The organism is Sphingopyxis panaciterrae, assembly GCF_011762125.1.
GTDB lineage: Bacteria > Pseudomonadota > Alphaproteobacteria > Sphingomonadales > Sphingomonadaceae > Sphingopyxis > Sphingopyxis panaciterrae.
Window position 1 is genome coordinate 1,230,847 of record NZ_JAASQN010000001.1, and the last position, 21,320, is coordinate 1,252,166.

The following is a 21,320-nucleotide window of genomic DNA, read 5'->3' on the forward strand; positions in this document are numbered from 1 at the left end:
CCGGCTTCCTCCCGCCGCTCTCCGGCCGTCAGAACCCCAGGTTGCGGAAGGCGATGCGGAACGAGAAGCTGTTGCCGCGCTTCGCATCGCCGGTATCGATATAGTCGCGGCGCCAGGTCAACGCGATCGACAGGCAATCATCGTCATAAGCGACGCCCAGCCGGTGACGAATCGGGTCGAAACCGTCGGCGATGCCCAGGGGATCGTCGACCTTCCGCGTCAGGTCGACGATCGCCGAGCCAAAGACCGACCAGTGGTTGGCCACCGCGACGCGCCCGCCGACGCGCGCTTCCTCGCGATCCTGCAAATCCTCGCCGAGCAGCAGGATATCGCGATTGAGCCGCGAATAGCCGAGCACGGCATAGGTCGACTGGCTGCCGATCGTCGCATCGATCTCGTTGCGGCGGACCGCCAGATTATCCTTGTCGAGGCGATAGCGGTGGGTGAGGCGCAGGAAATCCTTATACGCGATCGTCGTGCGCCCGACGATGTCCGACGTGCGGTCGGTCAGCCCGGTGCCGTCGGGAAACAGGCTCGGCTTGTCGGACAGGCGATAGCTTTGTCCGACGATGCTGTTGATGTTGAAGCCGGGGCGGCTGAAATTCCATTCGACGCCGTAAGTGATGCGCGCGCCATCCTCGAACCGGTCGTGGCCGTTGAAACGGTTGATCGCGAAGAGGTTGCTGTCCTCCAGGTCGAAGGCGCGCGAATCCTCGTTCGGAATGTCGAGATTCTTGATCGGCGGCGTCGCGACGACCTGGATGCGCGGGGTCAGCGTCTGCGTGCCACCCATGAATTCGCCGACGAACGGCCAGCGTACGTCGGCAGCAACCGCCGCGATCCCGCGCGCCTGCCACCCCGACTTGCCGCGATAGCCGGGGATGCCGGTCAGCAGATTCTCGTCGCTGTGATACACGTCGCCGCGGACGAGTGCGGTCAGGGTGATTTCCTGCCCCATCGTCGTCAGCCGCCTGAGGTCCCAGCGGACGCCGGCAAAGGCGCGCTGCGTATCCTGTCCGGCGGTGCGCGCGATCGCCAGCGTGTTGAGCTGCACCTCGAACTGGCCGCCGAACAGCGGGTCAGCAAGCCGCTGGCGATAGTCGATGATCGGCAGCGCGATCGGCTGCTGGCCTTGCGCGTCGTTGCGGCGCAGCGTCTGCGTCGCCCAGCCGGCGATCGACAAATAGCTGTTGCCGCCGATCCGCTCGATCTCGAACATCGAACGCAGCCGGTCGTCGCGGCTGATGTCGTAACGCCGCATGAAGGTACGGTCGGTCGCGATGCGGCCCGAATAGGTCAGGCTCCAGCGCGGATCGAACTGGAATTTGCCCGCGCTCTCCAGATAGCCGCGGAAGCGCTTGCGGCTGTTCGGATCCTCGCCGGTCAGCGGGACGAGCGAGCCATAGGTCGCATAGCCGTTGATCCGGAACGATCCGATGTCGGTCAGCGCGCGCGCTTCACCCTCGATCATCGGCGCCGCGCCGGTGTAGATATGCGGCGTGATCGTCACGTCGCGGTCGGGCGCGATGCGCAGATAATAGGGGACCGCGATCTCGAACCCGTTCGACCGGTCGAGGCGGATTTCGGGAACGAGCAGCCCGCTGCTCGGTTCGTTGTTGAGCGGGTGGCTCAAACCCGGCAGCGGGATCAGCGGCAGGCCGAAAATCTCGATCCGCGCGCCCTTGTACCGGACCTTGTTCTTCGCCTTGTCGTACAGCACCTTGACGGCGCGGACCTGCCAGCTCGGATTTTTGGGACAGCCTTCGTTATCTTCGACCGGGCAGGGGGTATAGGCGGCGTTTTCCAGCTCGATATTGCCGTTGTCGAAGCGCGTGCCGCGGATCGCCGCGAGGCGCGATCCATTGTCGAGCACGACGAGCAGGTCTTCGACAACCCCGTCGCGCAGCGTGTCGGTCAGCTCGATCTTGTCGCCATAGGCAACATCGCCCTCGGGATTCTTGATCGCGACATTGCCCTCGGCAAAAACCTGGCCGGTCTTGCGGTTCCACGTCACCTTGTCGGCGCGCATCGAAATCGTGTCGCGGTTCATCGCGACATTGCCCTCGGCGACGACGATATCGGTGTCGCTGTCGTAATTCAGATTGTCGGCGGCGAAGCCGATCTGGTCCTCGGCCTTGGAATCGGGCGCATCGGTGACGAGCGGCGCGACATCGGGGGTTTGCAGGTCGGGGGTGCCGGGCGCTGCGGGGGGCGGCGATTCGCCGCCATCCTGCGCCGAAGCCGGCGCCGCGAGCAAGGCGCATGCGCTGGCCGTGGCGAGCCAGAACGGCCGCATCGGCGCTTTTCCGTGGAACAAAGCCAAGGTCATTTAGTCACTTTGTCCCATACCCTTTGAAAGTCCACCCGGACCGGACCGGCTGCTTTGTTTTTGCAACTCGCAAGCGAAACCCCTATCGGTCCGCCACGTTGCAATCAATCTTCACATAAGAAAGTCATCGCATGGACATTCAGTTTGTCGCGCAAATCGATGCGTCTGCCGACGTCGTCGCTTTCCCGGTCCGCAAGGGCGGTCTCGCCGCGCTGGTCCAGGCGCTCGGCGATCCGCACGGCGCGTTGCTCGGCGGCGCCGCGGCACAGGCGCGGTTCGAGGGCGCGGCGGGCTCGGTGGCCGAAACCGCCGCGGTCGACGGCAGCCGCGTGCTGCGCCTCCTGCTCGTCGGCATCGGGGAGGGCGATGTCCACGATCTCGAACGCGGCGGCGCGGCGCTTGTCGCGCGGCTTCAGACGAGCGGCGCCGCCGCGGTCCATGTCGATTTCGCCAGCGCGGGCGCCAGCGATGCCGACGATGTGCTGGCCTTCGCGATGGGCGCGCGGCTGCGCAACTGGCGCCTCGACACCTATCGCACCCGCCTCGCCGACAAGGCGAAACCCAGCCTTAAATCGGTGACCATCGCCTCGGCGCACGGCGACCTCGCGGACCGCTGGGCCGAAAATGAAGCGATTGCCGACGGCGTCGCGCTGACCCAGACGCTGGTCGCCGAGCCGCCGAACATCCTCTATCCCGAAAGCTTCGTCGAACGCTGCCGGCATCTCGCCGACCTTGGCGTCGAACTCGAAATCCTCGACGAACAGCAGATGAAGGCGCTCGGCATGGGGGCGCTGCTCGGCGTTGCGCAGGGCTCGACCCGCCCGCCGCGGCTGCTTGCGATGCGCTGGAATGGCGGTAAGGCGGGCGAGGCACCGGTCGTGTTCATCGGCAAGGGCGTCACCTTCGACACCGGCGGCATCAGCCTGAAGCCCGGGGCGGGCATGGACATGATGAAGTGGGACATGGGCGGCGCGGGCGCCGTCGCGGGCGCGATCAAGGCGATCGCGGGGCGCAAGGCAAAGGCGAATGTTGTCGGCATCGTCGGCCTCGTCGAAAATATGCCCGACGGCAATGCGATGCGCCCCGGCGACATCGTTACCACCATGTCGGGGCAGACGGTCGAGGTGCTCAACACCGACGCCGAGGGCCGTCTCGTGCTGTGCGACGCGATCAGCTGGGCGCAGAAATCCTATGATCCCAAGGTGATCGTCGATCTCGCGACGCTGACCGGGGCGATGGTGATTTCGCTCGGTCACGAATTTGCCGGCATGTTCGCCAACGAAGACGGCCTCGCTGCCGACCTGCTCGCGGCGGGCGAGACGTCGAACAACAAATTGTGGCGCTTCCCGTTGTCGCCCGCCTACGACAAGCTGATCGACAGCCCGATCGCCGACATGAAGAATATCGGCCCGCGCGAAGCCGGTTCGATCACCGCGGCGCAGTTTCTGAAGCGCTTCGTCAATGACGGCGTCGCCTGGGCGCATCTCGACATCGCGGGCATGGCGTGGGCGGACAAGGACGGTCCGGTCTATGCCAAGGGCGCGACGGGCTATGGCGTGCGCCTGCTCGACCGCTTCATCGCCGAGAATTTCGAGGGGTAGGTTGAATTTCATGGTCGTCATTGCGAGCGGAGCGAAGCAATCCAGGGCGGTCTTGCGCTGCTCTGGATTGCCGCGTCGCCTTCGGCTCATCGCAATGACGGTCATTGGATAGGGATCAGATGCCCCGCGTCGACTTTTACCGGCTGACCCGCGACCCCGTCGAGCGGGTGCTCCCCGCGATCGCGGCGCGCATATTGGCGGCGGGCGACCGTCTGCTGGTTGTGGCGGCCTCGGCGCTCCAGCGGCAGGCGATCGACGAGGCGCTGTGGACCGTGCAGCCCGCCAGTTTCCTGCCGCACGGCGCCGCGGGGTCGCCCGACGAGGAAATCGAACCGATCCTGCTCTCGGGAACGCTGGACCCCGCGCCCGCCAACCGCGCGCGTCTCGTCGCGCTCGCCGACGGCGAATGGCGCGACGAGGCGCTGCGCTTCGAGCGCACCTTCCTGCTCTTCGACAACAGCCGCATCGACGACGCGCGCGCGACATGGCGCAAGCTCAGCGCCGCCGAGGACACCGAAATCCATTTCTGGAAACAGGATGATCGCGGCCGCTGGGCCGAGGGGCCGTAGCGGCGGCAAGAAGCTGTGACAGCCGTCACCGACGGGCGGGCGGTGATCGCGCAAGGGGGGCGGACTTTACGTCGCAACAGGAGCTTCCCAGATGACCATCCGCAACCGATCCACCCTCTGCTCCGCGCTCGCCGCCGCGACCCTGCTGCTCGCCGGCTGCGGTTCCAAATCGGACAGCGAAGTCGCGAGCGGCACCTACATCGACCCCGAAACGGGCAAGTCCGCCGACTATAGCGTGCGCAGCGGCAAGGACGGCGAAAACGACCAGGTGACGATCAAGACCGACGACGGCGAAGTCCGCTTCGGCGGCGAGGCCAAGCTGCCCGCGGGGCTTACCCCCTTTCCGGGATCGAAGATGACCGGCGGGTTCGCGGGCGCGTCGGAAGGCAAGCAGGGCGGAATGGCGAGCTTCGAAGTCAAAGGAAAGGCGGCCGATGTCGTCGCCCATTACCGGCGCCAGATCGAGGCAGCGGGGCTGAAGGTGAAATCGGAGATGACGGCCGAGGACACGATCATCATCAGCGCCGAAAAACCGGAAGATACAAAGACCTCGATCCAGGTCACCGCGACGCAGACCGGCGATATGGTCGAGGGCGTGGTAACCTATGGCTCGGGCGGCTGAGCGGGGCGTACGCGCTCTGTCCTTGCGATGCGGCAAAAGCGCGGCTAGAGGCGCGCGCATCGCAAATCATAACAACCAGGAGCTTTCCCATGGCGGTCACCCGCACCTTTTCGATCATCAAGCCCGACGCGACGCGCCGCAACCTGACCGGCGCCGTCACCAAGATGCTCGAAGACGCCGGCCTGCGCGTCGTCGCATCGAAGCGCATCCACATGAGCCGCGAACAGGCCGAAGGCTTTTACGCGGTCCACAAGGAACGCCCCTTCTTCGGTGAACTCGTCGATTTCATGATCAGCGGCCCCGTCGTCGTCCAGGTTCTGGAAGGCGAAAACGCCATGCAGGCGAACCGCGACATCATGGGCGCGACCAACCCCAAGGACGCGGCGCCCGGCACGATCCGCAAGGAACTCGCCGAAAGCATCGAGGCGAACAGCGTTCACGGCAGCGACAGCGACGAAAATGCGGCGATCGAAATCGCCTATTTCTTCAAGCCCGAAGAAATCGTCGGCTAAACGATATCGGCCGCAAGGCAGGACAAGGCCGCCGGAGCGATCCGGCGGCCTTTTCCGTTCACAACAGCGGGCTCAAGGTCGCGAGCAGGTTCTGCCACAGGCGGCGCAGCACGCCGTCGCGGGCGACATCCTCGGCGGCGACCCGATCCGATACCGCGAGATACTCATCCTGCCGGGCGCGGATTTCGCCGACGAACCCGTCGTCGGCGAACAGGATATTATTCTCGAAATTCAGCTCGAAGCTCCGCCGGTCGAGATTGGCCGACCCGATCAGCGCCGCCGCGCCGTCGACGACCATCGTCTTGGCGTGGAGCAGCCCGGGGCGATATTCGAACAATCGTATCCCGGCGGCGAGCATATCGTCATAATAGCTGCGGCTGGTGCCCGCGACGATGCGGCTGTCGTTGCGCTGCGGCAGGATCATCGTCACCGCCACCCCGCGCCGCGCGGCGTCGAGCAGCGCGCAGATCAGCTGCTCGTCGGGAACGAAATAGGGCGTCGTCACCACCAGTTCGCGCCGCGCCGAATGGATGAGCGAGGTGAAGCAGGCGGTCATCGCGGGGTAGGGCAGGTTCGGGCCGGTGCCGATGACCTGCGCGATGATCCCCGGGTCGGCGACCGGCGGCTGCTCGGCATCGTCGCCCAAAAGGCCGCTGATATCGTCGCCATGTTCCGATTCCCAATCGGCGGCGAAGATGAACTGGCAATCCTGGACGACCGGCCCCTCCCAGCGCGTCATGATGTCAACCCACGGCGCATAGCGCGATTTGACGCGAAATTCGGGGTCGGCGAGATTCTGGCTGCCGCACCAGGCGATGCGATTGTCGACGATCAGCTGTTTCCGGTGGTTGCGCAGGTCGAAACGGCCGCGGATCAGTGTCCAGATCAGCCCGCCGATCGGCAGCGCGATGCGCGCGTCGACCCCGGCATTTTCCAGCTCGATCCAGTAAGCCGACCGGATGAAACCGCGCGAGCCGAGCGCGTCGGCGAGCACGCGCACCCTGACTCCGCGCCGCGCTGCGCGGATCAGCGCGTCCTTGATACGAAACCCGTTGTTATCGGCCAACCAGATATAGAAGCAGAGGTGGACGGTCGTCTGTGCAGCGTCGATATCCTCCACCATCTCGCGGATAGCGCTGTTGCTGTCGGCCGACAGCCGCGCCCGGTTGCCGCGCGTCGGGGGCAGGGCATTTGCGGTCTCGGCGAGCGCAAAGGGCGCTGCATAGGGCGTCCCGGCGAGCGTCTGCCGCACCGCCTCATTCTGCGCCGGATGCGGCAAATGCGCCTCGATCGCGCGATATCGTGCGCGGCGCTTCGAACTGATCCGCGCTTCGCCGAGCAAAAGATAGGCGACCACGCCAACGACCGGCACCATGATCGTCGCAATCAGCCACGCGATGCGCGACGCCGGCTCGCGCTGCGGCCGCAGGATGATCCGCCCGATCACCACGATATGAACCGCAAGGAAGGATAGCGAGAGGGCGAAGGTGGCGTCGAACTTCATCGCCGCAGTTCAACCGGCTTTCACGAAAAAGGCCAGCGCCAATTCATTGCTGTGCCCCTGCGAAGGCAGGGGCCCATCTCCTATGGCATGAATATCAGCGCCCACTGCTGGAGGACGGAACGGCACGAGATGGGTCCCTGCCTTCGCAGGGGCACCGGCCCGTCTGAAATATGGGGTGAAAGCGAGTCACATCAAACGCATGTGGCTCTAGAATTCGTCCGCGACGCCCATCAGCCCGGCGAGCTTTTTCGGCGCGATCGCCAGCCAGCTCTTGCGCAGCCATTCGCCGATCGCATCCCAGTCGGTGTCGCCCAGGTCGAGGCGGATGCCGACCCAGCCGTCACCGAAATAGGCGGGACGGTAATATCGGTCCTCGTCGAGCTCGATCAGCATCGCCTGCTCCTCGGCGCCGCTGATCTTGACCAGCAGCGCGGTTTTGCCGTCTCCGTGGTGATCCTGCGTGAAATAGGCGAATTTCTTGCCCTTAACGATGCCGAAGCAGGGCATGCCGTGCGAGCTGACCTCGTCGGCCTCGGGCAGCGCCATCGCGAGCGCGCGCACGCGGTCGAGCAGCCAGGCGGGATCGCGTTCGCGCGTCACGAAGGCGGCGAGCGTTTTGGGGTAAAGCTGATGCTCGGCGAACTGGACCCGGCGCGCGAGGCTTTCGACCGTATCGCCGGGGACGATCGCGACCCGGGTTTGTGCGAGCACCGGGCCGTCGTCGAGCGTCGGCGTCACGACATGAATGCTGCACCCGCCATGGCCGTCGCGCGCGTCGATCGCCTGCTGGTGCGTGTTCAGTCCCTTGTATTTCGGTAGCAGGCTGGGATGGATGTTGAGCATCCGGCCTTCCCAGCGGGCTACGAATTCGTCGCTGAGAATACGCATATAGCCCGCGAGCGCGACATATTCGGCGCTCACCTCGCGAAGCCGTTCATCGATCAGCGCATCGAAGGCGTCGCGGTTCAGGCCCTTGTGCGACAGGCCCCATGTCGCGATTCCCTCGGCCTCGGCGATCGCAAGGCCCGGTGCGTCGGAATTGTTGCTGGCGACGAGCACCAGCTCATAAGGGCAATCGGCCGCCTTCGCGGCATAGAGCAGCGCCGCCATATTGGTTCCGGCGCCCGAGATAAGGACGGCGACACGCGCCTTAGCCATTATGCGTTGCCGACCACGCGCTCATCGCGCTCCATGTTTCCGAACCACCCGTCACGGTGCAGCCCTTTTCGCCCTCGGCGATATGTCCGATGCGATGCACCGTTTCGCCAGCGGCTTCGAGCGCGGCGGTCACCTCGGCGACGTCGGCTTCGGCAACGACGACCGCCATGCCGATCCCGCAGTTGAAGGTGCGCGCCATTTCCTCGGGCTCGATATTGCCCTGCGCCTGCAGATACGCCATCAACCGCGGCTGCGCCCACGCATCCGCGTCGACATGGGCATGGAGAGTTTTCGGCAGGATGCGCGGGATATTTTCGAGCAGCCCGCCGCCGGTGATATGCGCCAGCGCGTGGATCTTTCCGGTCTTCACCAGCGGCAACAGGCTCTTCACATAGATGCGCGTCGGCGCCATCAGCGCGTCGATCAGCAGGATATTCTGGTCGAACAGGGCAGGGCGGTCGAGTTTCCAGCCCTTGTCGGCGGCGAGCCGGCGGACGAGCGAAAAGCCGTTCGAATGCACCCCCGACGAGGCGAGGCCCAGGATGACGTCGCCCGCCGCGACCTTGTCGGCGGTCAGCACCTGGTCGCGCTCGACCGCGCCGACGCAGAATCCGGCCAAATCATAATCGCCTTCGCTGTACATGCCCGGCATTTCGGCGGTTTCGCCGCCGATCAGCGCGCAGCCGGCCTGTTTGCAGCCCTCGGCAATGCTCGCGACGACCTCGGTCGCCACATCGTTGTCGAGTTTGCCCGTCGCATAATAATCGAGAAAAAACAGCGGCTCGGCACCCTGCACGATCAGGTCGTTCGCGCACATCGCGACCAGGTCGATGCCGACCCCGTCATGCTTGCCCGATTCGATCGCGAGTTTCAGCTTGGTGCCGACGCCATCGTTCGCGGCGACGAGCAGCGGATCGCTGAAGCCCGCGGCCCGAAGATCGAAAAAGCCGCCGAAGCCGCCCAGGTCGGCGTCGGCGCCGGGACGGCGCGTCGCACGGGCGAGCGGAGCGATGGCACGGACCAGCGCGTTGCCGGTCTCGATCGATACGCCGGCCTCGGCATAAGTGTAGGAGGCGGGTTGCCCGTCTCGTTTGTTCTGCTTGGAATCCATGGCCAGCGCGACTAACGAGTTCAGCCGAGAAATGCCATGATTTCCTTGTCCGGTACCTTGCGTTTCGCCTAGGTTCGGGGGCAGAGCATAGAGAAGATATGATTTCGGTCGCTTTCCCCCGCTTCGCACCCCGTTTTTCGTTCGACGCCGTGCGCCCGCGCGATTGGCGCTGGGCCGCGCTTTTCGGCCTTCTGCTGGCGATTCTGGTCGTCGGCGTGGTCGAGGGGCAGATCAGCCGCGGCGATCGCGGGATCACTCCGATCAACAGCAGCGGCGATTTCCTCGCGAGCGGTATCCTCGTCGACGTCATCGGCGACAATGCCGAGGATGCGCGGGAAAAGGGCTGGCGCGAAGCGCAGCGCCTGGGCTGGACCCAGCTCTATCGCAAGCTGAACGGCAGCGATGGCCCGAAACTCGGCGATTCGGTGCTCGACGGCATCGTCACCGCGATCGTCGTCGAGGACGAACAGATCGGCCCGCGCCGCTATGTCGCACGCCTCGGCGTCCAGTTCGACCGCGTCCGGGCGGGGCAGATTTTGGGCGTCAGCGGCCGCACATTGCGCTCGCCGCCCTTGCTCGTCATCCCCGTCTATTCGGTCGACGGCATCCCGCAGGTGTTCGAACAACGGAGTGCGTGGCAGCGCGCCTGGGCTGAATATAACACCGGGCAGAGCGCGATCGACTATGTCCGCACCGCGGGCACCGGCGCCGACACGCTGCTGATCAACGCCGGCCAGACCGGCCGCCGCGGCCGCGTCTGGTGGCGCGTCATCCTCGACCAATATGGCGCCGCCGACGTGCTCGTGCCGATCGCGCGGGTCGAATATTCCTATCCCGGCGGGCCGATCAAAGGCTATTTTACGGCGCGTTTCGGCCCCGATAACAAGCTGATCTCCAGTTTCACCATGACCGGTCCCAATCCCACCGCCTTGCCCGACATGATGGAAAAGGCGGTCGCGCGGATGGACCGCATCTATATCGACGCGCTTGCCGCTGGCGTGCTCAAGACCGATACCTATCTCGTCCTCGAAAAGCCGGTCGAAAAGAAGGACCTGCCCGAAGAGGTGGCGACCGACGACGATGTGCTGCCCAGCGAGACCGACGCCAGCGTTCCCGCCGCTCCGGCGGTCGGCATGTCGACCTTCACCGTCCAGTACAGCTCGCCCGACGTCGAATCGGTTTCGGCGACCGAACGGGCGATCGCGGGCATCGCGGGCGTCCAGTCGGCCTCGACGACCAGCCTCGCGCTGGGCGGCACGTCGGTGATGCGCGTCGCCTTCCGCGGCGACATCGCCGCGCTCAAGGCGGCGCTCGCCGCGCGCGGCTACAAGGTGCAGGAAGGCGGCAGCACGCTCAGGATCAGTCGCTGATGGCGCGCGCATCGGGACAGATCGCGCTCCCGCTCGACTGGAGCGCCGGGGGCAGTAACGACGGCCCGCTGATCGTCGGCACCAGCAACGCCGATGCGGTGCGCTACCTCCGCCATGTGTCGACCTGGCCCGTGCGGACGGCGGTGCTGGTGGGGCCGCGCGGATCGGGCCGCAGCCTGATCGGCCGGCTCTTTGCACGCGACACCGGCGGCCGCGTCATCGACGGTCATGACAGCGTGTCCGAAGAAGACCTTTTCCACGCATGGAACGCGGCGCAGGCTTCGGGCAAGCCGCTGCTGATCATCGCCGATGCGCCGCCGGCGACGTGGGATATCGCGCTGCCCGACCTCGCGTCTCGGCTCGCCGCGGTGCCGGTGCTGGCGATCGGCGAGCCCGACGACTGTCTGGCGCGCGACCTGATCGAGGCGCTGTTCGCGCAGCGCGGCATCGCGATCGCGCCCGAGGCCGCGTCGTATATCGTGCCGCGCATGGAGCGCAGCTATGCGATGATCCATCGCATCGTCGCGGCGCTCGATGCAGCATCGCTCGAACAGGGGCGCCGGGTCGGTATTCGTCTTATTCGTGAAACATTACTGTCACAGGGGCTGATCGATCCCGATCTCCTCGAAAGGCAGGATAGCGATATATGTCGATAGCCAATGGACCTCTTCGCGCCGATAATGACGCCGTCACGGCGCCGCCGTCCTTCGGTCCCGAACGCTTCTTCAATCGCGAACTGAGCTGGCTGGCGTTCAACCGCCGGGTGATGGAGGAGGCGCGCAACCCCGCGCATCCCTTGCTCGAACGGCTGCGCTTCCTGTCGATTTCGGGCAGCAACCTCGACGAATTCTTCATGGTCCGCGTCGCGGGGCTGAAGGGGCAGCAGTTGCAGGGGATCGACGATCCCTCGGCTGACGGTCGCTCGCCGGGACAGCAGCTGGCCGAAATCGAGGCCGAGGTGAACCGGCTGGTCGACGAACAGCAGAGCGAATGGCAACTGCTCCACCGGCTGCTCGCCGAACAGGGCATCGTCGTCCACGGCACCGGATCGGACGGTGCGGCGTTGCGCGCCGGCCTGCGCCAATATTTCCTCGACCAGATATTCCCGATCCTGACGCCGCAGGTTCTCGACCCGGCGCATCCCTTTCCCTTCATTCCCAATCGCGGCCTCGGCATCATCTTCGACCTGCAGCGCAAGGCGAATGGCGACACCGTGCGCGAACTGGTGATGATCCCGGCGGCACTGCCGCGTTTCGTGCCGGTGCCGGGGCAGGGAAGCGCGTTCGTGCCGATCGAATATCTGATCGAGATTTTCGGCGACCTGCTGTTCCCCGGCTTCACGATCCGCTCGCTCGGCGTCTTCCGCATCATTCGCGACAGCGATATCGAACTGGAGGAAGAGGCCGAGGATCTCGTCCGCCTGTTCCGCACCGCGATCCGCCGCCGCCGCCGCGGCCGCGTCATCCTGCTCGAACTCGAGGCCGACATGCCGGGCGAAATCGCCGCGGTGCTCAATGCCGATATTCAGGGGCATGAGGCGATCGTCGCCAAGATCGGCGGCTTCATCGGGCTCGCGGCGCTGTCGGCGCTGGTCGATGTCGATCGCCCCGACCTGAAATTCCCCGCTTATTCGGCGCGCTTTCCCGAACGCATCCGCGAACATGGCGGCGATTGCTTCGCGGCGATCCGCAGCAAGGATATCCTGGTCCATCATCCGTATGAAAGCTTCGATGTCGTCCTCGCCTTCCTGCGGCAGGCGGCGGCCGATCCCGATGTCGTCGCGATCAAGCAGACGCTCTACCGCGCCGGCGACCAGTCGCCGGTCATCCGCGCGCTGATCGAGGCGGCCGAGGCGGGCAAGTCGGTGACCGCGGTCGTCGAACTCAAGGCGCGCTTCGACGAGGAACAGAATCTCCTCTGGGCGAACCAGCTCGAACGCGCCGGGGTGCAGGTCGTCTATGGCTTCATCGAGTGGAAGACCCACGCCAAGATTTCGATGGTCGTGCGCCGCGAAGGGCAGGGGTATCGCACCTATTGCCACTTCGGCACCGGCAATTATCACCCGGTGACCGCGCGCATCTATACCGATCTCAGCTTCTTCACCGCCGACCCGCGTGCCGGCCGCGACGCGGCGCAGCTGTTCAACTATATCACCGGCTATGTCGAACCCGAACGGCTGGACCTGATCACCATGTCGCCGCTCAATATGCGCGCGCATCTGTGCGACCTGATCGATGCCGAAATCGCCGCGGCAGAGGCGGGGCGGCCGTCGGGCGTCTGGGCCAAGATGAACAGCCTCGTCGATCCCGACATCATCGATCGCCTCTATGCCGCGAGTGCGGCGGGTGTGCCGATCGAACTGATCGTGCGCGGCATCTGCTGCCTTCGTCCCGGGGTGCCGGGCCTTTCCGAAACGATCCGCGTCAAATCGGTCGTCGGCCGCTTCCTTGAACACAGCCGTGTCTGGGCCTTTGCCAACGGCGCCGCGCTGCCGCACCAGCGCGCCAAGCTCTATATCTCCAGCGCCGACTGGATGCCGCGCAACTTCGACCGCCGTGTCGAATATATGATCCCGATCGAAAATCCGACCGTGCATGACCAGATATTGGACCAGGTCCTCGTCGCGAACCTGATCGACAATGAACAAAGCTGGATATTGCAGCCCGACGGGACCTATGTCCGCGTAAGTCCGGGCGACAAACCTTTTAACTTGCATCATTATTTCATGACCAACCCGTCGCTCTCGGGCCGTGGCACCGCGCTCCACAAACGCCAGGACGTCCCGACGCTCGCCTTCGATACGCGTGAAGATTGAGACGATCGGCTTGGGTCTGCTGCGCTCCTCGAAACAGGCGGTCCATCGTTCGGCCGTCATCGACATCGGTTCGAACTCGGTCCGTCTCGTCGTCTATGAAGGTCCGCATCGCGCGCCCGCGGTGATCTTCAACGAAAAGGTCGCCGCCGGGCTCGGCCGCGGCCTGTCGATCGACGGCCGTATCGCCGAGCAGGATGCGATACGCGGCCTGACCGCGCTCCGCCGCTACGCGCTGCTCGCGCGGCATATGGAGGTCAAGGACCTGCAATGCGTCGCGACCGCGGCGGTGCGCGACGCCGCCAACGGCCCCGAATTCATCGCCAGCGCGGCCGAGGCGGGGCTGCGGATACGCCTGCTGTCGGGCGAGGAAGAGGCGGAGGCGGCGGGATATGGCGTCATCGCGGCGATTCCCGACGCGCATGGGATTGCGGTCGACCTGGGCGGCGGCAGCCTCGAACTCGCCGAGGTCGCGGGGGGCCGGGTCGGGCGCTGCGCGTCCTTCCCGCTCGGCGTGCTGCGCTTGCCCGCGCTGCGCAAGGACGGCGTGCAGGCATTTGAACGCGCGGTGCGCCGGATGCTGAAGGCGGCCGATTGGCCCGGAAAATTGAGCGGCCTCCCGCTCTATCTCGTCGGGGGATCATGGCGCGCGCTGGCGCGCCTCGACCTGGAACTGACGCGCGATCCGCTCGCGGTGCTCGACCAGCACACGCTGCCGCGCATGGCGCTGCGCCGGCTGGTGCGCGCGACCCGGCGGCTGACGTTCGAAGAGATTCGTGCGATTCCCGGCATGGCATCGACCCGTGCTTCGTCGCTACCCGACGCGGCGGCGCTGCTCGCCGCGCTCGCGAACATCATCGATGTGCCCGAAATGACGGTATCGTCGTCGGGGCTGCGCGAAGGTCTGCTCTACCAGACGCTTGACGCCGCGACGCAGGCGCAGGATCCGCTGATCGTCGCCGCCGAATTCGAAGGCCGGCGCCTCGCGCGCTTCGCGCCGCACGGGCCCGCGATCGCCGACTGGATCGCGCCGCTGTTCGCCAGCGAAGCCTTCGCCGACAGCCGCATCCGGCTCGCTGCCAGCCTGCTCAGCGACGTCGCCTGGTCGGCGAATCCTGATTTCCGCGCTGAACGCGGGACCGAAATCGGCCTGCATGGCAATTGGCGCGGCATCGACATCCCCGGACGCATCCTGCTCGCGCGCGCGCTGCACGCCGGTTTCGGCGGCGCCGACGGCGACTTTCCCGCGATGGGCACGCTGGTCGAGTCCGAACGCCTCGCCCGCGCGCGCCAGTGGGGCCTCGCGATCCGCCTCGCGCAGCGGCTTACCGGCGGGGTCGAGGCGCCGCTCAAGGCGAGCGCGATCGCGCATGTCGATGGCAAGCTGCGGCTCAGCCTCGATCCGGGCTGGCACAACCTCGCCGGCGAATCGGTCGAGCGGCGGCTGCGCTCGCTCGCGCAGGCGCTCGACGCCAAGCCTGAGCTGGTGCTGCGTTGAGACTGGTTGTTTTGGAATAGGCAGGCCAATCTACCCTTTTCGTCATCCCGGACTTGATCCGGGATCCACCGCGGCGCTGAAGTCGTGGATCCCGGATCAAGTCCGGGATGACGATTCAAAAATTGCGGCGAGTTGAACGCGCACCGCCTCAGCCCGCTTCGTCGACCGGAACGGCAGCCTCGGCGTCGATCTCGCTCATCACCAGCTTGCCGTTCTTGACTGCAAAGCCCATCCGCCCTTCGACCAGGTCGAGCGCGGCGTGACCGAAGACGTCGTAGCGCCAGCCTTGCATCATCGGGATATCGTCGCGCCGCCCCGCGGCCAGCGCTTCGAGGTCGTCGCTGCGCGCGATCAGGCGCGATGCGACATTCAGCTCGCGCGCGCGGATTTTCAGCAGCAGCTTGAGCAGGTCGGCGACGAGCACGCCTTCCTTGCCGAGCCCCGGGCCGCGCGGCGCGCGGTCGGGCATATCGTCCTTCGGCAGCGGCTGCGCATTGCTCAGCGCGTCCATCAGCCGCGCGCCGATGTCGTTCGACCGCCACGTCGCCGACAGCCCGCGCACGCGGCCGAGTCCCTCCTGATCCTTCGGCGGATGCGCGGCGAGGTCGCCCAGCGTTTCATCCTTGACGATGCGTCCGCGCGGCAAATTCTTGTTCCGCGCCTCGCGCTCGCGCCACGCGGCGAGCGCCTGCAACCGGCCGAGCACGTCGGGCTTGCGCGTCGGTATCTTGATCCGCTGCCACGCCTTTTCGGGATCGACGCTGTAATTGGCCGGATCGGCGAGCTTTTCCATTTCCTCGTCCAGCCAGTGGCCGCGCCCGGTCTTGACGAGCTTTTTCAGCATCATCGGGAAAATCTTCGCGAGGTGCGTCACGTCGCCGATCGCATAGTCGATCTGGCGCTTGTCGAGCGGCCGGCGGCTCCAGTCGGTGAAGCGCGCGCCCTTGTCGAGCAGGATGCCGAGCCACGCTTCGACAAGGTTCGAATAGCCGACCTGTTCGGCCTGGCCGAGCGCCATCTGGCCGATCTGGGTGTCAAATATCGGGTGCGGCGTCTTGCCGGTCAGGTTGAAGATGATTTCGACGTCCTGCCCGCCGGCGTGAAAGACCTTCAGCACCTCCTCATTGTCGACCATCAGGTCGAGCAGGGGTTTGAGGTCGATCCCGTTCGCCATCGGATCGATCGCGGCCGCATGCTCGCTGTTCGCGACCTGGATCAGGCAGAGTTCGGGCCAGAATGTATTCTCGCGCATGAATTCGGTGTCGACCGCGATGAAATCGCTGTCTTGGATAAGGCCGACAAATTCGGCGAGCGCGGCGCTGGTTTCGATGAGCGGATGGACTTGCATGATGGGCCTATACAGCGAGTTGACGGGGACGGGCAGGAAAAATTGTGTGCATTCTTCGGGCCGCGGCGCCTCCATCGCGGGCGGTGGAAATCGCGAAGGGGATTTGGCCGCCCATGCGCCGCTCTCGATTGCTTCGTTTCGCTCGCAATGACGCGGGGGTTTGGCCGTCCGCCCTTGACAAATGGCGCGCCGACCTGCCTTAGGCGCGACCATAAACATCAACTTTTTGTTGATTTCCCCGGTCATCGAAAGACGAGAAAATGCACGCCTATCGCACCCACAACTGCGGCCAGCTCCGCGCCGAACAGGTCGGGCAGACCGTCCGCGTCTCCGGCTGGGTGCACCGCAAACGCGACCATGGCGGATTGCTCTTCGTCGACCTGCGCGATCATTATGGCCTGACCCAGATCGTCGCCGACAGCAGCGACATGGCGTTCGCGATCCTCGACGGCCTGCGCGCCGAAAGCGTCGTGACGATCACCGGCGATGTCGTCGCCCGCTCGGCCGAAACGGTCAACGCCAACCTGCCGACCGGCGCGATCGAAGTCCGCGCGCGCGACGTCTCGGTCCAGTCGGCGGCGATCGAGCTGCCGATGCCGGTCGCGGGCGAACAGGAATATCCCGAGGATATCCGCCTGAAATACCGCTTCCTCGACCTCCGCCGCGACCGCCTGCATGCCAACATCCTGCTGCGCTCGAACGTCATCGCGTCCTTGCGGCGCCGCATGGTCGATCAGGGTTTCACCGAATATCAGACCCCGATCCTGACCGCCTCGTCGCCCGAGGGCGCGCGCGACTATCTGGTGCCGAGCCGCGTCCATCCCGGCAAATTCTATGCGCTGCCGCAGGCGCCGCAGATGTTCAAGCAGCTGCTGATGGTCGCCGGCTTCGACCGCTATTTCCAGATCGCGCCCTGCTTCCGCGACGAGGACGCGCGCGCCGACCGCTCGCCCGGCGAATTCTACCAGCTCGACTTCGAAATGAGCTTCGTGACGCAGGATGACGTGTTCAACGCGATCGAGCCGGTGCTCGCGGGCGTGTTCGAAGAGTTCGCCAACGGCAAGTCGGTAACCCCGGCCGGCTCGTTCCCGCGCATCCCGTACCGCGAGTCGATGCTGAAATACGGCAATGACAAGCCCGATCTGCGCAACCCGCTGATCATCACCGACGTTTCGTCGCACTTCACCGGTTCGGGCTTCGGCCGCTTCGCCGACATCGTCGCCGCGGGCGACGTCGTCCGTGCGATTCCCGCGCCCGCGACCGCCGAGAAGAGCCGCAAATTCTTCGACGACATGAACAGCTGGGCGCAGGGCGAGGGCTTTGCAGGCCTTGGCTATGCGACGCGCAAGGGCGGCGAATGGGGCGGCCCGATCGCCAAGAACCATGGGCCGGAAAAGATGGATGCGCTCGCCGCCGAGCTCGGCACCGGTCCCGACGACGGTCTGTTCTTCGCCGCCGGCAAGGAACAGGCGGTCGCAAAGCTCGCGGGTTTCGCGCGCACCCGCGTCGCCGAACAGCTGGGCCTCATCGATCCGTCCAAGTTCGAAATGTGCTGGATCGTCGATTTCCCGATGTTCGAGGCCGACGAGGACACCGGCAAGATCGACTTCAGCCACAACCCGTTCAGCATGCCGCAGGGCGAGCTCGAAGCGCTCGAGACCAGCGACCCGCTCGACATCCTCGCGTGGCAATATGACATCGTGTGCAATGGCGTCGAACTGTCGTCGGGCGCAATCCGCAACCATCGCCCCGACATCATGTACAAGGCATTCGAGATTGCGGGTTACAGCCAGGCCGACGTCGACGCCAACTTCAGCGGCATGATCAACGCCTTCAAATTCGGCGCGCCGCCGCATGGCGGTTCGGCGCCGGGCGTCGACCGCATCGTGATGCTGCTCGCCGACGAGCCGAACATCCGCGAAGTCGTCGTCTTCCCGATGAACCAGAAGGCCGAAGACCTGATGATGAACGCCCCGGCGCCGGTCAGCGACAGGCAGCTCAAGGAACTCGGTATCCGCATCGTCGACGGTCCGAAGAGCTAGGCGTGACCGGGCGGCCCCGCGAACACCGGCTGGCAACGCCGGAAGGCGATATCTGCTGGTTCGAATGGGGCGCGCCGTCGTCCGATCGCGCCTCGCTGCTGCTCCTCCACGCCACCGGCTTTCATGCCCGATTGTGGGATCAACTCGTCGCTGCGCTGCCTGCGGGCACGCACGTCATCGCCCCCGATCATCTCGGGCACGGACGCAGCGCCAATCCGGCGTCGCTGTCCGACTGGGCGGCGACCGCGGATGCGCTGCTGCCGCTTGTCGACCATTTCGCCGGCACGCCGCTCGTCGGCTGCGGCCACAGCATGGGCGGCTATGTCCTGACCCGCCTCGCAGCCGCGCGGCCGCAGGCGTTCCGGCATCTTTTGCTCGTCGATCCGGTGATCATGGCACCGGCCCTCTATGCCGAGGCGGCCGGGCAGCCGGTGCCCGATCCTGCCGAACATCCGGTCGCGCGCCGCCGCGCCCGCTGGGACGGCTGGGAAGCGATGAACGCGCATTTCGCGCAGCGCCCGCCCTATATGCATTGGCAACCCGCGGTGCTCGCCGACTATTGCCGTTTCGGCCTGCTGCCCGCAGCCGAGGGTGAGGGATATGAGCTCGCCTGTCCGCCGATGCTCGAAGCCTCGGTCTATCTGAACGCGCTGCGCACCAGCCCGCACGACTGGCTCGCCCGCATCGCCGCGCCGGTCAGCGTGATCCGCGCCCGCACCGGCGACCGCGCCAACGCGCTCGATTTCTCGGTCAGCCCGACCTGGCCGGGGCTTGGCGCGGCGCTCGGCGCGGTCCGCGACGAACAATGGGGCGAGAACAGCCACTTCATCCCGATGGAAGCACCCGGGCGGCTCGCGGCGCTGCTCGCGGCAACGCTCTGATCTTCATCCCGTCTTCGTCACCCCGGATCAAGTCCGGGGTGACGAAGACGGGATGATCGCCGCTTTTGACAGTTTCCTCTCGCTGCGATAGCCCGCCCATGGGTTGATCAACGGGGGGTATGATTTCATGCTGCGTCTGCTTGCCGCGACGATGTTGTGCCTCGCTGCACCCGCCACCGCCGAAGTGCTGACGATCGAGGGCAGCGAGCCCGCGACCGCGAACGTCAACGACCTGTTCCGCGTCGCGGTCGAGCGGTTCGAGGGGCGCGACGGCGCGGTGCTCGCGCAGGCGCTGGAGGCCGAACTCGGCGCGGCGCAATTCGGCGGCCAGCCCTATTATCGCATCGTGGCGCTCGAATCGGGCGCGCCGGTCGATGCGCTGATCACCGGCACGGTGCGCAGTCGCACGGAGGAAACGCCGGTCACCGAAAAGCGCAAGCGCTGCGTCGAACAGGACCCCGGCAACAAGAAAAAGTGCCTCAAGGAGAAAGAAGTCGATATCCGCTGTTATAGCCGCGTCGCCACCGTCGCGACGACGGTGCGGCTCGTCGCGATCGCCGACGGGGCGGTGCGCTATTCGCGGCCGCTCCATGCCCGCGACGACATCACCTATTGCCCTGACCGCAGCGCCTCGCGAACGGTCGATCAGTTCGTCGCCGAGACGCTGAAGACCCAGGTGCGCGTCATTCGCGGCGACCTCGCGCCGCGCGATTATGCGCTCGACATTCGCGTCGACGAAAATCGCAAGGGACTGGCGAAGGCGGCGGCAGAGACCTTCAAGGATGCGATCCGCCAGACCAAGAGCGATCAGGACGGCGCCTGCGCGACATGGACCGCGCTGACCCGCGATGCCGAACCGACCGCGGCGCTTGCCTTCAACCTCGGCCTCTGTTCCGAACGGCAGGGCGATTTCGATGCCGCGCTCGACTGGTATGGCGAGGCGCAGCGCCAAGGTTCGCGCAGCGACGCGATCCCTGACGCGCTGGCGCGGATCGAACGCCACCGCCGCGCGCTCGCCGATTGGCAGGCGCGCCAGCGGCTGGGCCGCCGCGAGTAACTCGCGCACCGCGCGCTGTACCAGAAAATGACAATGATATTCACGCCCTTGGTAACCGGCCCCGGTCTGGGCTAGGGATGGCGTCATGACCATTTCGCTTTCGGACCATGAATCGGGCGCCAAATATGACGGCGACTATGGCGATGACATCAAGGCGCTGCAGGAGCGGCTCGAACGGGTGCAGGCGGCGCATATCACGCACGGCCAGCGCAGCATCATTATGTTCGAAGGCTGGGACGCCGGGGGCAAGGGCGGTATCATCAAGCGGCTGACCGCGCTGCTCGACCCGCGCTATTTCGAGGTATGGCCGATCGCCGCGCCGACTGACGAGGAAAAGGCGCGGCATTTCCTCTGGCGCTTCTGGAAGCGGCTGCCCGGCAATCGCGAAATATCGATCTTCGACCGCAGCTGGTACGGTCGCGTCCTCGTCGAGCGCGTCGAAGGTTTCGCAAGCGAGGCCGAATGGCGCAAGGGCTATGACGAAATCAATGAGTTCGAGGCGCAGCTGACCGGCAGCCGTACCAACCTCGTCAAATTGTTCATCCACGTCACGCAGGAAGAACAGGACAAGCGCTTCGCCGACCGGCTCGACGATCCGTGGAAACGCTGGAAGACCGGGCCGGAGGATTATCGCAACCGCGCGAAGCGCAAGGATTATGTCGCTGCGATGGACGAGATGTTCGCGCAGACCAATACGCGCTGGGCACCGTGGAAGGTCATCGACGGCAACAACAAGAAGGCGGCGCGCATCGCTGCGCTGACGCATATCGCCGAAATGCTCGAGGGCGCGGTGTCGATGACCCCGCCCGACCTCGACCCCGCGGTGGTCAAGCTGGCGCATAAGGCCTTCGGCTACACGGCAAAAGACTAGGTGGCGTGGACAAACTCGGTCTATTATCGGCCGAT

General features: G+C 65.7%; 17 protein-coding genes. 12 read left to right on the forward strand and 5 right to left on the reverse strand.

Features of this window, described 5'->3' with window-relative positions; genetic code table 11:
* Positions 1-28: 28 nt before the first annotated feature.
* Entirely contained in the window at positions 29-2,296 is a 2,268-nt protein-coding gene (locus tag FHR22_RS05675; protein WP_166939795.1) for an LPS-assembly protein LptD, read from the reverse strand.
* A 164-nt stretch (positions 2,297-2,460) separates the two neighbouring features.
* Here FHR22_RS05675 and FHR22_RS05680 point away from each other — a divergent pair, with 164 nt between their 5' ends.
* From FHR22_RS05680 to ndk, 4 genes are all read left to right on the forward strand, one after another.
* Positions 2,461-3,930, forward strand: coding sequence for a leucyl aminopeptidase (locus FHR22_RS05680; RefSeq protein ID WP_166939797.1), 1,470 nt, complete (start codon positions 2,461-2,463; stop codon positions 3,928-3,930).
* 119 nt (positions 3,931-4,049) lie between these two features.
* A complete protein-coding gene (locus tag FHR22_RS05685; protein WP_166939799.1) occupies positions 4,050-4,499 on the forward strand; it encodes a DNA polymerase III subunit chi in 450 nt (149 codons plus the stop codon).
* A 91-nt stretch (positions 4,500-4,590) separates the two neighbouring features.
* Positions 4,591-5,121: a hypothetical protein gene (locus FHR22_RS05690; protein WP_166939801.1), complete on the forward strand. Its 531-nt coding sequence runs from the start codon at positions 4,591-4,593 to the stop codon at positions 5,119-5,121.
* A gap of 89 nt (positions 5,122-5,210) precedes the next feature.
* Positions 5,211-5,633, forward strand: a complete 423-nt coding sequence (ndk, locus tag FHR22_RS05695) for a nucleoside-diphosphate kinase (RefSeq protein WP_166939803.1) — start codon at positions 5,211-5,213, stop codon at positions 5,631-5,633.
* Positions 5,634-5,691: 58 nt separating this feature from the next.
* On the opposite strand, the gene cls is transcribed toward ndk, so the two are convergent.
* From cls to purM, 3 genes are all read right to left on the reverse strand, one after another.
* Positions 5,692-7,137, reverse strand: coding sequence for a cardiolipin synthase (gene cls, locus FHR22_RS05700; protein WP_166939805.1), 1,446 nt, complete (start codon positions 7,135-7,137; stop codon positions 5,692-5,694).
* A 207-nt stretch (positions 7,138-7,344) separates the two neighbouring features.
* Positions 7,345-8,295, reverse strand: coding sequence for a phosphoribosylglycinamide formyltransferase (gene purN / locus FHR22_RS05705; RefSeq protein ID WP_166939807.1), 951 nt, complete (start codon positions 8,293-8,295; stop codon positions 7,345-7,347).
* Complete coding sequence (gene purM / locus FHR22_RS05710) at positions 8,288-9,406, reverse strand: phosphoribosylformylglycinamidine cyclo-ligase (RefSeq protein ID WP_166939809.1); 1,119 nt, start codon at positions 9,404-9,406, stop codon at positions 8,288-8,290. Before purM ends, purN begins: the two co-directional genes overlap by 8 nt.
* 98 nt (positions 9,407-9,504) lie before the next feature.
* Between purM and FHR22_RS05715 the strand changes: the two genes are divergently transcribed.
* From FHR22_RS05715 to FHR22_RS05730, 4 genes are read left to right on the forward strand one after another with little or no spacing between them, the layout of a single operon-like run.
* A complete protein-coding gene (locus tag FHR22_RS05715) occupies positions 9,505-10,776 on the forward strand; it encodes a heavy-metal-associated domain-containing protein (protein WP_166939811.1) in 1,272 nt (423 codons plus the stop codon).
* Positions 10,776-11,432, forward strand: coding sequence for an HdaA/DnaA family protein (locus FHR22_RS05720; protein WP_166939813.1), 657 nt, complete (start codon positions 10,776-10,778; stop codon positions 11,430-11,432). Before FHR22_RS05715 ends, FHR22_RS05720 begins: the two co-directional genes overlap by 1 nt.
* Complete coding sequence (locus FHR22_RS05725) at positions 11,423-13,591, forward strand: RNA degradosome polyphosphate kinase (protein ID WP_166939815.1); 2,169 nt, start codon at positions 11,423-11,425, stop codon at positions 13,589-13,591. Before FHR22_RS05720 ends, FHR22_RS05725 begins: the two co-directional genes overlap by 10 nt.
* A complete protein-coding gene (locus FHR22_RS05730) occupies positions 13,581-15,086 on the forward strand; it encodes a Ppx/GppA family phosphatase (protein ID WP_341786561.1) in 1,506 nt (501 codons plus the stop codon). Before FHR22_RS05725 ends, FHR22_RS05730 begins: the two co-directional genes overlap by 11 nt.
* 148 nt (positions 15,087-15,234) lie before the next feature.
* Here the strand turns inward: FHR22_RS05730 and rnd are convergent, their stop codons facing one another.
* Positions 15,235-16,434, reverse strand: a complete 1,200-nt coding sequence (rnd, locus tag FHR22_RS05735) for a ribonuclease D (protein ID WP_166939817.1) — start codon at positions 16,432-16,434, stop codon at positions 15,235-15,237.
* A 260-nt stretch (positions 16,435-16,694) separates the two neighbouring features.
* Between rnd and aspS the strand changes: the two genes are divergently transcribed.
* The 4 genes from aspS (at position 16,695) to FHR22_RS05755 (ending at position 21,285) form a co-directional block, all read left to right on the forward strand.
* Complete coding sequence (aspS, locus tag FHR22_RS05740; RefSeq protein WP_166939819.1) at positions 16,695-18,476, forward strand: aspartate--tRNA ligase; 1,782 nt, start codon at positions 16,695-16,697, stop codon at positions 18,474-18,476.
* A 2-nt stretch (positions 18,477-18,478) separates the two neighbouring features.
* Positions 18,479-19,357, forward strand: coding sequence for an alpha/beta fold hydrolase (locus FHR22_RS05745; protein WP_166939821.1), 879 nt, complete (start codon positions 18,479-18,481; stop codon positions 19,355-19,357).
* A gap of 127 nt (positions 19,358-19,484) precedes the next feature.
* Entirely contained in the window at positions 19,485-20,414 is a 930-nt protein-coding gene (locus tag FHR22_RS05750) for a hypothetical protein (RefSeq protein ID WP_166939823.1), read from the forward strand.
* Positions 20,415-20,499: 85 nt separating this feature from the next.
* On the forward strand, positions 20,500-21,285 hold the full coding sequence (locus FHR22_RS05755) for a polyphosphate kinase 2 family protein (protein ID WP_166939825.1): 786 nt from the start codon (positions 20,500-20,502) through the stop codon (positions 21,283-21,285).
* Positions 21,286-21,320 lie beyond the last annotated feature (35 nt).